At 72.9% G+C, this 14,123-nt stretch carries 10 protein-coding genes; 8 read left to right on the forward strand and 2 right to left on the reverse strand.

Annotated features, from left to right (window positions below):
* The first annotated feature begins 21 nt into the window (after positions 1-21).
* Together metK and BLT23_RS14550 are read left to right on the forward strand one after the other, a co-directional pair.
* The gene (gene metK / locus BLT23_RS14545) at positions 22-1,224 is read left to right on the forward strand and encodes a methionine adenosyltransferase (RefSeq protein ID WP_176946743.1); all 1,203 of its coding nucleotides are present in this window, start codon (positions 22-24) and stop codon (positions 1,222-1,224) included.
* Between the two features lie 85 nt (positions 1,225-1,309).
* The gene (locus BLT23_RS14550; protein WP_090049368.1) at positions 1,310-4,204 is read left to right on the forward strand and encodes an AfsR/SARP family transcriptional regulator; all 2,895 of its coding nucleotides are present in this window, start codon (positions 1,310-1,312) and stop codon (positions 4,202-4,204) included.
* Here the strand turns inward: BLT23_RS14550 and BLT23_RS14555 are convergent.
* Positions 4,194-4,676, reverse strand: coding sequence for a calcium-binding protein (locus tag BLT23_RS14555; RefSeq protein WP_090049370.1), 483 nt, complete (start codon positions 4,674-4,676; stop codon positions 4,194-4,196). The genes BLT23_RS14550 and BLT23_RS14555 overlap by 11 nt on opposite strands.
* A gap of 136 nt (positions 4,677-4,812) precedes the next feature.
* Here BLT23_RS14555 and BLT23_RS41650 point away from each other — a divergent pair, with 136 nt between their 5' ends.
* Positions 4,813-7,419: a primosomal protein N' family DNA-binding protein gene (locus tag BLT23_RS41650; protein ID WP_245743954.1), complete on the forward strand. Its 2,607-nt coding sequence runs from the start codon at positions 4,813-4,815 to the stop codon at positions 7,417-7,419.
* Positions 7,420-7,441: 22 nt separating this feature from the next.
* Here the strand turns inward: BLT23_RS41650 and BLT23_RS14570 are convergent, their stop codons facing one another.
* On the reverse strand, positions 7,442-7,909 hold the full coding sequence (locus tag BLT23_RS14570; RefSeq protein ID WP_090049371.1) for a hypothetical protein: 468 nt from the start codon (positions 7,907-7,909) through the stop codon (positions 7,442-7,444).
* A 65-nt stretch (positions 7,910-7,974) separates the two neighbouring features.
* On the opposite strand from BLT23_RS14570, the gene ggt reads away from it, so the two are divergent.
* From ggt to BLT23_RS14590, 5 genes are all read left to right on the forward strand, one after another.
* Positions 7,975-9,744 carry a gamma-glutamyltransferase gene (gene ggt / locus BLT23_RS14575; RefSeq protein WP_090049373.1) on the forward strand — a complete coding sequence of 590 codons (1,770 nt, stop codon included), beginning with the start codon at positions 7,975-7,977 and terminating at the stop codon, positions 9,742-9,744.
* A 521-nt stretch (positions 9,745-10,265) separates the two neighbouring features.
* Positions 10,266-10,415, forward strand: a complete 150-nt coding sequence (locus BLT23_RS40720; protein WP_176946744.1) for a hypothetical protein — start codon at positions 10,266-10,268, stop codon at positions 10,413-10,415.
* A gap of 47 nt (positions 10,416-10,462) precedes the next feature.
* Positions 10,463-11,011, forward strand: coding sequence for a peptide deformylase (gene def / locus BLT23_RS14580; RefSeq protein ID WP_090049375.1), 549 nt, complete (start codon positions 10,463-10,465; stop codon positions 11,009-11,011).
* A gap of 2 nt (positions 11,012-11,013) precedes the next feature.
* Positions 11,014-11,940 (forward strand): methionyl-tRNA formyltransferase, encoded by a 927-nt coding sequence (gene fmt, locus BLT23_RS14585; protein ID WP_090049377.1) that lies wholly within the window; start codon positions 11,014-11,016, stop codon positions 11,938-11,940.
* 295 nt (positions 11,941-12,235) lie between these two features.
* On the forward strand, positions 12,236-13,672 hold the full coding sequence (locus BLT23_RS14590) for an RsmB/NOP family class I SAM-dependent RNA methyltransferase (RefSeq protein ID WP_090049379.1): 1,437 nt from the start codon (positions 12,236-12,238) through the stop codon (positions 13,670-13,672).
* The last annotated feature ends 451 nt before the right edge of the window (positions 13,673-14,123 follow it).

Genomic DNA, 14,123 nt, shown 5'->3' on the forward strand with positions numbered 1-14,123 from the left:
ACCCGTGAAGAAGGAGTGTCCGTGAGCCAGCACAGCAGCAGGCTGTTCACCAGTGAGTCGGTGACCGAGGGACACCCGGACAAGATCTGTGACGCGATCAGCGACTCGATCCTCGACGCCTTGCTGAGCAAGGACCCGCGCTCCCGCGTCGCCGTCGAGACGTTGGTGACCACCGGACAGGTCCACGTCGCGGGTGAGGTGACGACCGAGGCGTACGCCGACATCCCGACGATCGTCCGCGAGAAGATCCTGGAGATCGGCTACGACTCGTCCGCGAAGGGCTTCGACGGCCACTCGTGCGGCGTGAACGTCGCGATCGGCGCGCAGTCCCCGGACATCGCGCAGGGCGTCGACACCGCGTTCGAGGAGCGCGTCGAGGGCGCCGCCGACGAGATCGACAAGCAGGGCGCAGGCGACCAGGGCCTGATGTTCGGCTACGCGTGCACCGACACGCCCGAGCTCATGCCGCTGCCGATCGCGCTGGCGCACCGCCTGTCCCGCCGCCTGACCGCGGTCCGCAAGGACGGCACCGTCCCGTACCTGCGCCCGGACGGCAAGACCCAGGTCACCATCGAGTACGCGGGTGACCAGCCGGTCCGCCTCGACACGGTCGTCATCTCCACGCAGCACGCCGACGGCATCGACCTCGAGAAGCTGCTCGGCGTCGACCTCCGCACGCACGTCGTGGGCCCGGAGATCGACGAGCTCGGCCTCGACACGAGCGACGTCCGGCTCCTGACCAACCCGACGGGCCGCTTCGTCATCGGCGGTCCGATGGGCGACGCGGGCCTCACCGGCCGCAAGATCATCGTCGACACCTACGGCGGCATGGCCCGCCACGGTGGCGGCGCGTTCTCCGGCAAGGACCCGTCGAAGGTCGACCGCTCGGCCGCCTACGCCATGCGCTGGGTCGCGAAGAACACGGTCGCCGCCGGTCTCGCGTCCCGCGTCGAGGTCCAGGTCGCCTACGCCATCGGCAAGGCGGCCCCGGTCGGCCTGTTCGTCGAGACGTTCGGCACCGAGACCGTCGACCCGCAGAAGATCCAGCAGGCCATCACCGAGGTCTTCGACCTCCGGCCCGCCGCGATCATTCGCGACCTCGACCTGCTGCGCCCGATCTACGCCCCGACCGCCGCGTACGGCCACTTCGGCCGCACCGACGTCGACCTCCCCTGGGAGTCGACGGACCGCGCGGCGGCACTGCGCAGCGCCGCCGGAGCCTGACCACCGCACCACCGGAACGGCCCGCTTCCTCACAGGAGGCGGGCCGTTCCGCGTATTCGAGGCAGACCGGGCGGCTCCGCTGTGCGTGGGGGAGGACAACACGGCGGGTCTGCGCGCGGTGCCGCGCCCGCTCGACGTCGAGCTGCCGCGTCCGCGCCTGGTGGACCGGCTGAGGTGCCGCTGGTCGCGCCCGATCACCCTGGTCACCGCCGGGGCGGGGTTCGGCAAGACCACGGCGCTGGCGCAGTCCGTGCGCGCCAACCTGCTCGCGCCCCGCGGCGTGGACGCCTGGGTGACGTGCCTGCCCGACCACGCGGACGGGAACCGGCTGGCGCACGCGATCCTGCACGCGCTCGGTGACTCCGGCCGTGACCCCGGTGCGCCCGAAGTGCTACTGGCGTTGCGGCGGACAGCGCCGCTCGACGTCTGCCTGTTCCTCGACGATGTCCACGAGCTCCCGGACGGGTCACCCGGCGCCGCACTGCTAGCGGACGTCGTCCGAGCCCTGCCCGGTACCGCGCACCTGGTGTTCTCCGGCAGGTGCGCCCCCGCTCTTCCGCTGGCCAGGAGGGAGGCGGCCGGTGACGTGGTCGCGGTCAGGACGGGCGACCTCGCGTTCACCGACGCCGAAACGGCCGCGCTGGCACGGAGTTTCGGCCGCCGCCCTGCCGACGACCTCTGCGGCTGGCCCGCGCTCATCCGGCTCTCCCTCACCGCGGGCCGTTCCGCGTCGTGGCGTTACGCCGCCGAGGAGGTGCTGAGCAACCTGTCCGGGCCGATGCGGACGGCGTTGGCGGCACTGGTCGTTCTGGGCTGCGCCACCGAGGACGAAGTCGGTTCCGTGGCAGGAGTTCCGGTGGACCTCGAACGCCTGGCGGAGACAGTGCCGTTGGTGAACCGCCTCGACGACGGCAGATACCGCGCGCACGACCTGTGGTCGGGCCTCACGCGCACGGACCACTTGCGCGGCAAGGCCGTCGAGGTGTTGGTGGCGCGGGGAGAGTTGGCCGGTGCCGGACGGATCGCCTGCCGCGCAGGGGACTGGGACCTGCTGGCCCGCCTGGCGGTGGACCTGGTGCGGACCACCCTGTCGGTGCTGCCGTGCACGACGGCCCGGCGGTGGCTGGAAGCGGTGCCCGCCGACCGTGCCGGCGAACCCGCGTTCCTGTTGCTGAAGGCAGCGGTGTCACACGCCGTCGACTTCGGTGATCCGTCCATCGACGGCCTGGTCGACCGGGCGTGCGCCCGGCTGCTCGACGCCGGTGACCACGAAGGTGCGGCAGCGGCGTTGGGGCAGGCCGTGATCACCGCTCATTCGCGGGGAGACCTGGTGCGGCTCCTCGACCTGGCGGGCAGGGCACAGCGGCTCGACACCGACTCGCCGGTGCTGAGGCTGGTGCGGCACAGCGTTTCCGCGGTGGCGGCGGAAATGGCGGGAGAACCGGAAGAGGCACTCGTCCACCTCGCCCTGGCGCCCGTCGCGGAGGTGCCCAGGGCGCTGGCGGTGTCGACCACGCGGTTCCACGTCCACTGCCTGTCGATGTGCGGGCGTGGCCAGGACGCCGCGGAACTGGCGGAACGGATGCTGGACGACGACCTCGCGTCGCGCCACGCGGCCACGGCGAGGTGGTTCGACGGGGAAGCCGTCGAGTTCCAAGGTGACGATCCGGACAGCACGGCGCGCGACGAGTTCGTAGCCCGTGCACTGCACACGGTGATCGCCGCGTCGTTCGGGGAGATCACCGCCGAACTCCCTGGAGAGCAGGAGAATCCACGCGACGCCGTGCTTGCGTGTGCGTCACACGCGGCGGTGGCCGTAGTGCGAGGTGAGGAAGAGCTCGCGCGTGACCTCTACAAGCGGCACCTGGCGAGGTGGCCCGTGGACGTCAAGGTCGCCGAACGGCACCTGCGTCGGTTCCTCACACTCGGGTACGTCCTCAACGACGAGCTGAGAGACCGTTGGGACAACACGGACTTGGGCACGTCCCACCGCCGTGCCCTGGCGGCCGGCCGGGCGTTCCTCCGTGCCAGAAGAGGCGATCTGCGGCCAACTTTGCCGGAGGAGCACGCCCTCTGCTTCCTGCCGCTGCCGTGGTCGCTGGAACTCGCCTGCCGGCACGCGGCGGCGGGCAGGACGAAGCTGGGCGCCTGGCTCGCGGACCGCGTCGGACCGGCCGTGCACCGGCGCCTGCGCGACCTCGCCCAAGACCCGGATCTCGCCGCCGGAGCCGCGAAACTGCTCGCGACCGTCCCGGCGCCGCCCGGCCACCCGATCGGCGTCGAGGTCCTCGGCCCCCTGCGGGTGACCCGCGACGGTGTGGCCGTGGACGCGCCGGAACTGCGGCGAGCCCGCGTCCGCCAGCTCCTCGGGCTGCTCGTCCTGCGTCCGGTGGTCACCCGCGAGCAGGCCGTCGACCTGCTGTGGCCGGACCTGGACCCCGCCGGTGCCGCGCGGAACCTGCGGGTCACCCTGACGCACCTCCGGCGGCTGCTGGAGCCGGAGCGTGCCGGCGGCGAGGCCAGCTACTGCCTGCGCGCCGACGGCGACACCATCAGGCTCAGCCGGGGCGGGCTGCTGACCGCAGACCTGTGGTCGTTCCACGACCTGAGCGCCGCGGACCAGCTCGACCAGGCCGTCGCCCTGTGGCGGGGCGACCCGCTGCCGGACCTGGCGGACCTGTGCGAGGCCGAGATCGGCCGCCTCCGGGCGAGACACGTCGAGAACCTGGTGGAACTGGGCGAGCTGAGGCTCGTGACCGGCGACCCGGCCCAGGCGGGCAGCCTGGCCGGACGCGCGCTGGAACTGGAACCGTTCGACCCCCGCGCCCACCGGCTGGCGCTGGCCGCGGCACTGCGCGCACGGAATCCACAAAGGACGACGGAGGTCCGTGCGCGCGTGCTGGCCTCGTTGCGGGAGCTCTGCGTCAGACCGGACCCCGCCACCGAGATCCTGCTGCGGCAGACCGCCGTCAGCAGCTGACGGCCACCTCGGTCGACGGCGGGCAGAAGTCGAGCCCGGCCTGCCCGTCACCCCGGTCGAAGCCCGCGCCACCGGCCAGCAGGTCCATGCCGTCCCAGCCCAGCATGTCGTCGTCACCGGGCTCGCCGTAGACGGTGTCGTGGTCAGGCCCGCCCTGCACCTCGTCGTCACCCCCACCGGCACACACCAGGTCGTTGCCGTCCCCGCCGCGGATGACGTCGTCCGCACCGAGCCCGAGGATGACGTCGTCGCCGCCCATCCCCCAGATCTCGTCCGGCCCGTTGCTGCCGACGATGACGTCCGCACCGGGCCCGCCCACGATGAGCCCGGCACCCACGATCGTGGACACGGCGTTGTAGCAGGCGGCCGGCGCCGGTCTGTTCTCGAACTGCGGCGGCACGTCGTCCGCCTGGGCGACACCAGCGGTGCACAGCCCGACAGCGAGCGCCGCGGCGGCAATGCGCAGTCTCATGATGGTTTCCCCTCGTCCGCACGGTCTTGCTTGCGAACCGAAGCGTCACAACAGGGCGTTGCCCGAACGCTAACCACAGACCTGTTCAGCATGGGTGTGACGCGTGACTGTCGGGGGTGTCTGATACACCAGGGGTATGCGCGCGCAGACCGGAGCGAGAAAAGGGGAACGAGTCCCCGCACCGTCGCTCCCGGTCGCCCGGATCGTGGTGGACGTGCCCCTGGCCCACCTCGACCGCCCCTTCGACTACCTGGTGCCGTCCGAACTGGACGAAGCCGCCGTACCGGGCTGCCGCGTCCGCGTCCGGTTCGCGGGCCAGCTGGTCGACGGCTACCTCCTGGAACGAGCCGAAAGCTCCGAGTACGGCAAGAAACTCGCCTTCCTCGACAAGGTCGTCTCCCCGGAGCCGGTCCTGGCGCCCGAGATAGCCGCCCTGGCCCGCGCCGTCGCGGACAGGTACGCGGGCGGCATGATCGACGTGCTGCGCCTCGCCATCCCACCCCGCCACGCCAGAGCCGAAGCCGCCCCGTCCGGCGAACCGGCCCCTCTGCCGCAGGTACCGGCGTGGGTGAGCGAAGCACCCCCCGCGGAGTCACCCGGGATGGCGGCCGAGGTTTCGGCCGAGCCGGCCGCGCAGACTCAGGCGCCACTCGCTGCCGCCACGCCTGCCGGTGTCCGTGCATCAGTTGATGCCAAGACATCAACCGGTGCCGCCGACCCTTCCGACGCCACCGCGACCACACCCACCGGCACCGTCTCCGGCGGCGCGCCCTCACCCGCCGCAACGACCGAGACCGCCCCATCCCCCGATTCCGCCGAACCCTCCCCGCACCCGGCTGACCAGCTCCCAGCCGAGTCGTTCTCCGCCGAGCCGTCCTCCGCCGAGCCGTCCTCCACCGAGCCGTCCTCCACCGAGTCGGCAACGGCCGAGCCGCGGGCTGCCCAACCGTCCACCACCGCACCGTCCGTCGACCAGTCGTCCGCCGACCAGTCGTCCGCCGGTTCGCCACCCGCCGGTCATCCAGCGACAGACCAGCCTCCAGCGGACCACCCGCCTTCTGGTCAGTCACTCGCCGGCCAGGCACCCGCCAGTCAGCCAGCCGCCCGCCAACCTCGGCGTGAGCACTCGTCAGACCCCCACCCCCCGCAGTCGCACCCCCCGCGGTCCCAGCTCCCACCCGTCCCCGCCGACGCCTGGGCCCGCTACCCCCGCGGCCCCAAGTACCTCGAAGCCCTCCGCGAGGGCCGCCCCGCCCACGCCGTCTGGCAGGCCCTGCCCGCCGAGGACTGGCCCGCCCGCCTCGCGGAAGCCGCCGCCGCGGTCGCCTCGACCGGGCGTGGCGTCGTCATCGTCGTGCCGGACCACCGCGACTCCGCCCGTGTCAGCGAGGCGTGCTCCCGGCTGATCGAGGGCGTCGTGACGCTGGCGGCCGACCTCGGGCCGTCGGAGCGCTACAAGCGCTGGCTCGCGGTGCGGCGAGGGGTGGCGCGGGTCGTCGTCGGCACGCGTGCGACGGCGTTCGCGCCGGTCGAGGACCCCGGGCTGCTGGTCGTCTGGGACGACGGTGACGACCTGCACGTCGAGCCGCGGTCGCCGTACCCGAACGTGCGCGACGTGCTGGTGCAGCGTGCCCACATGAGCGGTGCGGCGTTGCTGGTCGCTGGGTTCGCCCGGACCGCGGAGGCCCAGCTGCTGGTCGAGACCGGCTGGGCGCACGAGATCGTCGCGTCGCGCGAGACGCTTCGGGCCGTCGCGCCTCGTGTGGTGTCTGTCGGTGACAACGAGTGGCAGGACGTCAAGGACCCGGCCGCGCGTACTGCCCGGTTGCCGTCCATCGCCTTCGACGCCGCCCGGTTCGCGCTCGCCGACTCGCCGGTGCTGATCCAGGTCCCGCGGCGTGGCTACGTGCCCGCGCTCGCGTGCGGCCAGTGCCGCGGGCCCGCGCGGTGCCGGAGGTGTGCGGGACCGCTCGCGTTGCCCGGCGGCACCGAGGACGGGCTGCCCAAGCCCGCCTACTGCCGGTGGTGCGCGGCGACCGAGGCGGGGTTCCGGTGCCCGACGTGCGGGTCGCGCCGGCTGCGCGGGCAGATCATCGGGGCCCGGCGCACCGCGGAGGAGCTCGGGCGGGCGTTCCCCGGCTTCCCGGTGCGGACCAGCGGCGCCGACGAGGTGCTGAGCCAGGTGCCCGGCAAACCCGCGCTGGTCGTGGCGACGCCGGGGGCCGAGCCGGTGGCCGAAGGCGGGTACGGCGCCGTGCTGCTGCTCGACGGCTGGGCGTTGCTGGGCCGCGCCGACCTGCGGGCGTCCGAGGAGGCGCTGCGGCGCTGGATGACGGCGGCGGGCCTGGTGCGTCCCGGCAACGGGCGCGTGGTCGTCATCGCGGACTCGGCGCTCACCCCGGTGCAGGCGCTCGTGCGGTGGGACCCGGTGTGGCACGCCGCCACGGAGCTCGCCGCGCGCACCGAGCTGGGTTTCCCGCCCGCCGTGCGGATGGCGACCGTCGACGGCACCCCGGACGCGGTGAACGCGCTGCTCGACGAGCTGCACCTGCCACCGACCGGCGAGGTCCTCGGGCCGGTGCCGCTGGGGGAGGACGAGACGAAGGAACGGGCGCTGGTGCGCGTCTCACGAGCCGAGGGGCGTCAGCTCGCCGCCGTGCTGGCCGAGGCACAGGCCGTGCGGACCGCCCGCAAGGAACAGGACCTGGTGCGCATCAAGCTCGACCCGCTGGAGGTCCTCTGACGCCGCCGGGCCCGGTTCCGGCTCAGTTCTCGAAGTGGGACCGCAGGCCCGCGACGTGTTCGCGGATGTCCTCGTCGGTGAGCTTCTCGTAGCCGAGGTACTCGGCCATGTAGGTCATCAGGTCGGTGCGGTCCGGGTGCTGCTCCTGCGCGATGACGTGCGCCGTCGTGCCCGCGATGCCCGCGGGGAACAGCAGGAAGCCGTCGAGGCCCGCCATCGTGTCGAAGGAGGCGTTCTTGGCGTCCCACAACGCCCAGACGTCCTCCTCCCGCCCGGACTCGGCGACCAGCAGCGCCGCCAGCGTGAGCGCCTCGCTGACACCCCAGCCCTCGCGGTGGGCGGCCGTCTCCTGGGCGAGCAGGTGGCGCAGCAGGTCCGCGTCACCCTCGCGCCGCTCGCGCAGCAACAGGTGCAGAACCTCCTCGCGGTCGGCCTCGTCGAGCGGGGTGTTCGCGAAATCCGTGCGCAACTGGTCAAGATCGATCGACACGCCCGCACCATAGGCCCACGGCAGGGGGTGTTGCCATCCGGTCACAACGGAGTAGAAGTTCTGGCATGTTGCGAACGGTTGCCGCACTGACACTCTCCGTCGTAATGGTCGTTCCTGCCCAGGCAGGAGCGGCGGAACCACCACCGCGCGTCCCCGAGCAGGTCGGGTGGGGCGGCGCGGTTTCCAGTGTCGACCCGGACGCGTCCCAGATCGGCCTCGACGTGCTCCGCCGCGGCGGCAACGCCGTCGACGCCGCCGTCGCCACTGCCGCCGCGCTCGGCGTCACCGACCCGTTCTCCGCGGGCATCGGCGGCGGCGGGTTCTTCATGTACTACGACGCCCGCACCCGTCGCGTGTCCACCTTGGACGGGCGTGAGACAGCCCCGCGCTCCGCGACCGACCAGCTCTTCGTCGAGAACGGCGCCCCGCTGCCGTTCTCCGAGGCGATGACGAGCGGCCTGTCCGTCGGCGTTCCCGGCACGCCCAAGACGTGGCAGCTCGCACTGCGCAAGTGGGGCACGCTGAACCTGCGCGAGGCCCTGGCGCCCGCGGAAGCGTTGGCGCGCCGCGGTTTCCTCGTCGACCAGACGTTCAACACGCAGATCGTCAACAACGCCGCCCGGTTCGCCGACTTCACCTCGACCCGCGACCTCTACCTGCCGGGAGGTCAGCCACCCGCCGTCGGCAGCACCTTCCGCAACCCGCAGCTCGCCGACACCTACCGCGAACTGGCCCGCACCGAGCTCGCGTCGCTCTACGGTGGTGCGATCGGCCGCGACCTCGTCAACGCCGTGCGCAAGCCCCCGGTCGTCCCCGGCTCTGCCCGCAACGTCCGCGCCGGCGACATAAAGCTCTCCGACCTGACCCGCTACCAGGTCGAACGCCGTGACCCGACGCGCACGACCTACCGCGGCCTCGACGTCTACGGCATGGCCGCCCCGTCGTCCGGCGGCACGACCGTCGGCGAGGCGCTCAACATCCTCGAGTCGACCGACCTCTCGAAAGCCACCGACGTCGAGTACCTGCACCGCTTCATCGAGGCGTCGAAGCTGTCCTTCGCCGACCGCCTCCGGTGGATCGGCGACCCGGCCTTCTCCCGAGTGCCGGCCGACGGCCTGCTCTCGCAGAAGTTCGCCGACACCCGCGCGTGCCTGATCAAGCCCGACGCCGTCCTGCCGGCCCCGCAGCCCGCCGCCGACCCGCGCAACCCGCAGCCGTGCCAGGCCACCGCGGGCCTCTCCGCCCAGCGCGAGGACGCCGAGCGCACCACCCACCTCACCGTCGCCGACCGCTGGGGCAACGTCGTCGCCTACACCCTCACCATCGAGGCGGAGGGCGGCAGCGGCATCGTCGTCCCCGGCCGCGGCTTCCTGCTGAACAACGAGCTCACCGACTTCGAGTTCGTCGCACCGACCCCCGGCGTCCCGCACCCGAACCTGCCCGGCCCCGGCAAGCGCCCGCGCTCGTCGATGGCCCCGACGATCGTGCTGGACCACGGCCAGGTCGTCCTGGCCGTCGGCTCACCGGGTGGCGCGACCATCATCACCACCGTCATCCAGATCCTGACCGGACGCCTGGACCGCGAGCTGTCCCTGCTCGACGCGGTGGCGGCCCCGCGCGCCTCCCAGCGCAACGCGGCCACGACCCCGGCCGAGGCGGGGTTCCTCGCCGCCGCGAGCACCGCGGGCCTGCAGGCCATCGGACACAGGTTCAGCCAGAACGCCGAGATCGGCGCCGCCACGGCCGTCGAACGCGCCAAGGACGGCCGCTGGCGCGCGGTAGCCGAACCGACCCGGCGCGGCGGAGGAGCGGCCCGCGTCGTGAAGGTGGGCTGAGCACGTCAGTCCGTCAGCTGACCGGCTGGAGCGGCGAGCCCTCGCACTCCGGCCGGTCAGCCTCCGGCCGAGGACAGGGTGCTTCGCGGGCGGACTCGCGCAGGGGCCGGACCGTCGAGCGACGCCCACCACTTGCCGGGGACGCCTACCACCCTTCGGGGACGCCCACCACCCTCGGGGGCGCCCCGCCGGAGGGGACGCCCATCTCAGAGGGGATGCCCGCCCCGGCGGCCCCGGTTTCGGCACTCGGCGGGTCCGGTTTCGCCACCCGGTGGCCCCGGTTCGGCCCCCGGCCAGGGGTGGGTTGGCTCTCGGCGTACGCGGCTTCCCATCCGGGACGGTCGGCTTGGCCGCATCCGCCGCACGAGCCGTATCAGCCGCGTCGGCGACATCAGCCACACGATCCGCCGGACTCCACCTTTCGGCCGAGTGCGGCGCGTGATCTTCCCACCTCGGGCCGATGCCGCCCCGCTACCGCAGACCGATGTGGGTTGACCTGCGGGAACGGCACCATTGACGGCATGACGACGACCACTGTCACCCACGCCCCGGCAGCCCACCTCGACTTCCACGCGCTGCTGCGGCCCGTGCTGACCGCCCTGCGCTTCACCGGCCACTTCCTCGCGGCGCTGGTGAGCGTGATCTTCCTCGGCAGCGCGTCCGAACACTGACCGCTCTCCTCGTAGACTGACCTCCAGTCCACCACGAGGAGCTTTGCGTGACCGTCCAACCCATCCGTCTGTTCGGCGACCCGGTGCTGCGCACCCCCGCTGTCGAGGTCGTCGACTTCGACAAGGAACTGCGCACCCTGGTCAAGGACCTGTGGGACTCGATGCAGGACGCGGGCGGAGCGGGACTCGCCGCGCCTCAGCTCGGCGTCGGGCTGCGCGTGTTCACCTACCACTGCGACGGTTTCGCGGGCCACCTCGTCAACCCCACGTGGGACGTGGTCGGCGAGGAGATGCAGGAAGGCCCCGAGGGCTGCCTGTCGATCCCCGGCATGCAGTGGGACTGCAAGCGCCACCTGCACGTGGTGGCCAAGGGCTGGAACATGCACGGCGAGCCGGTCGAGGTCGAGGGCACCGAGACCCTGGCGCGCTGCATCCAGCACGAGACCGACCACCTCGACGGCGTGATGTTCCTCGACCGCCTCGACGCCGAGACGCGCAAGCTGGCGATGAAGGAAATCCGGCGCGCCGACTGGTTCGACGGTACGGTTCCCACCTTGAAGCAGAGCCCGCACCCACTCTTCGGCAGGTCCAGCTGACCATGCGACTCGTGTTCGCCGGCACGCCCGAGGTCGCACTTCCCTCGCTGCGCGCCCTCATCGACTCCTCGCGCCACGACGTCGTCGCCGTGGTCACCCGCCCCGACGCCCCCTCCGGCCGTGGCCGCAGGCTGGAGCGCTCGCCGGTGGCCGCTCTCGCCGACGAGCACGGCATCGAGGTGCTGACCCCCGCGAAGGCGGGCGACCCCGACTTCCTCGACCGCCTGCGCGCACTCGCCCCCGACCTCTGCCCGGTGGTCGCCTACGGCAACCTGCTGCCGCAGCGCACCCTCGACGTGCCGAAGCACGGCTGGGTCAACCTCCACTTCTCCGTGCTGCCCGCGTGGCGCGGCGCCGCGCCGGTGCAGGCCGCCGTGCGCAACGGCGACGACATCACGGGCGCGTCGACGTTCCGGATCGTGAAGGAGCTCGACGCCGGCCCGGTGTTCGGCGTCGTGACCGAGAAGGTGCGCGAGCGCGACACCTCCGGTGACCTCCTCACCCGCCTGTCGATCTCGGGCGCGGACCTCCTGGTGTCCACTGTGGACGGAATCGGGGACGGCACGCTGCGCGCCGTCGAACAGCCCTCCGACGGCGTCACCTACGCCCCGAAGATCACCGTCGAGGACGCGCGCCTCGACTTCACCACGCCCGCCGCCGCCGTGGACCGCCTGGCCCGCGCCGTGACGCCCGAACCCGGCGCGTGGGCCGAGTTCCGGGGCGAGCGCCTGAAGCTCGGCCCCGTCACCCCCGTGGACGACGTGCAGCTGCCCGCGGGAGAGGTGCTCGTCGAACGCAAGCGCGTTCTCGTGGGCACAGCGACCACCGCCGTGGCCCTCGGCGAGGTCCAGGCGCAGGGCAAGAAGCGGATGGCCGCCACCGACTGGGCCCGCGGCGTCCGCATCGAGGCCGGGGAGCGCGTCGTATGAGGCGTTCCCGGACCAGGGCGTGCGCCATCGCCGCGCCTGCCCGGACGCAGGCGCGAACGGCGCACGCACACGCGAGCCGGACGCCCGCCCACGCACACGCGAGCCGAATCCCTGGCCGCGCGCACGTGGTGCACCCGCACGCGGGCTGGATGCCCGACGGCGTGCATGTGTGCGCCGGCCCAATGTCTGACCGCGCGCACGTGGTGCACGTCCGCGAACCGTTGACAGCCGTCACGAACCCGGCGCGCGTCGTCCGCGCCGAAGCAGGGGAGCCCGAAGTAGTGGAGTACAGCGCATGACCAACTACTCGCGGGGCGCCTCCAAGCCGTCGGGGCCGCGCAGGCCACACCCGCCGCGCCGGCGCACCGGACCGGCCAGGCCGCCTGTCGAGGACCCGGCGCGGCTGGCCGCGCTGGAGACGTTGCGAGCGGTGCGCCAGCGCGACGCGTACGCGAACCTCGTTCTGCCGCAGATGCTTCGCGAACGCCGCATCACCGGCCGTGATGCGGCCCTCGCCACCGAGCTCGCCTACGGCGCGGCGCGAGCGCAGGGGCTGCTCGACGCCGTCATCGAGGCGTGCTCGGACCGGCCGTTGTCCGAAGTGGACGGTTCGGCTCTCGACGCCTTGCGACTCGGCACGTACCAGTTGCTGCGCACGCGAATCCCGTCGCACGCGGCGGTCGCGTCCACCGTCGACCTCGTCCGCGCCGAGCTCGGGTCCGGCATCGCGGGCTTCGTCAACGCCGTCCTGCGCCGGGTCGCGGAGCAGGACGAGGCGGCGTGGGTCGACGAGCTCGCGCCCGACCCGGACGCCGACCCGGTCGGCAACCTGGCCTTCACCCACGCCCACCCGCGCTGGATCGCGCAAGCGTTCGCGGAAGCCCTGGGCAGCCGCGACGAGCCGTTGAAGCGGGCCCTGGAAGCCGACGACGCCCGGCCGGCCGTGCACCTGGTGGCACGTCCCGGCGAGGTCAGCTCCGACGAGCTGGCCGCCATCACCGGTGGCGACGTGGCGCCGTACTCGCCCTACGGCGTGCACCTGGAAGCCGGGGCGGGCGACCCGGGCGACCTCGAGCCCGTCCGGGAACGCCTCGCCAACGTGCAGGACGAGGGCAGCCAGCTGTGCGCCCTGGCCCTCACGCGCGCCTCGATCGAGGGCACGGACGACCGCTGGCTGGACCTCTGCGCCGGTCCTGGTGGCAAAGCCGCTCTGCTGGCCGCACTGGTCGGCCTCGAGGGCGGCGAGCTGATCGCCGTCGAGAAGGCACCCCACCGCGCCGAGCTCGTGCGCAAGATCACCTCGGGTTTGCCGGTGACCGTGCACGTGGCCGACGGCCGCGAGACCGACTTCGTCGAAGGGGCGTTCGACCGCGTGCTCGTCGACGCGCCCTGCACCGGTCTCGGTGCACTGCGCAGGCGCCCGGAGGCGCGGTGGAGGCGCCAGCCCACCGACGTCGGCACGCTCACGAAGCTGCAGCGGGAGCTGCTCACCGAGGCGTTGCGACTGGTGCGACCTGGCGGCGTCGTGGGTTATGTCGTGTGCTCACCTCATCTCTCGGAGACCGTCGGGATCGTGACGGACGTCGCCCGCAAGACCGGGGCCGAGGTGCTGGACACCCGCGAGCTCTTCCCCGGAGTTCCGGACCTCGGGGACGGGCCGCACGTGCAGCTCTGGCCGCACCTGCACGGAACCGACGCGATGTTCTGCCAGGTGCTGCGACGCCCTGTTTGAGCGCTCGGGAAGGACGTTAGCGACGGGGTCTGACAATGTCGGGCCCCGTCGCCTTCGTTGGGGCAGAACGGGATCGGCATTCACCGGTTCGGGTGACGGCGCTCGCTTCGGGGCGGGCGTGGAGGAGTGCGGTGGGGGAGTTGGCCGCCGCCTCGGTGGGCGCGGCTGGGCAGGGGACATGGTGTCAGCGGGGATGCGGCCTGCCTGGGGACACGGCGTGCGTGGGATGTGGCGCGGGACAGCTCGGGCGGGGCGCGGCTCGGGATACGCTTGTGCGGGGCACGGCCGTGGAGGGACGCGGGTTGAGCGGGCGGTGGACCGGCGGGATGTGGGGCAGGCGGGACGCGGACCGGTGAGACGTGGGCCCGTGGATGCGGCTGGCGGCTGGCGGACGATGGCTCGGGGCTCGGGGCTCGGGGCTCGGGGCTCGGGACGTGGAGAGCGGGATGCG

Origin of the sequence: Lentzea fradiae (genome assembly GCF_900100955.1) — a bacterium.
Taxonomy (GTDB): domain Bacteria; phylum Actinomycetota; class Actinomycetes; order Mycobacteriales; family Pseudonocardiaceae; genus Lentzea; species Lentzea fradiae.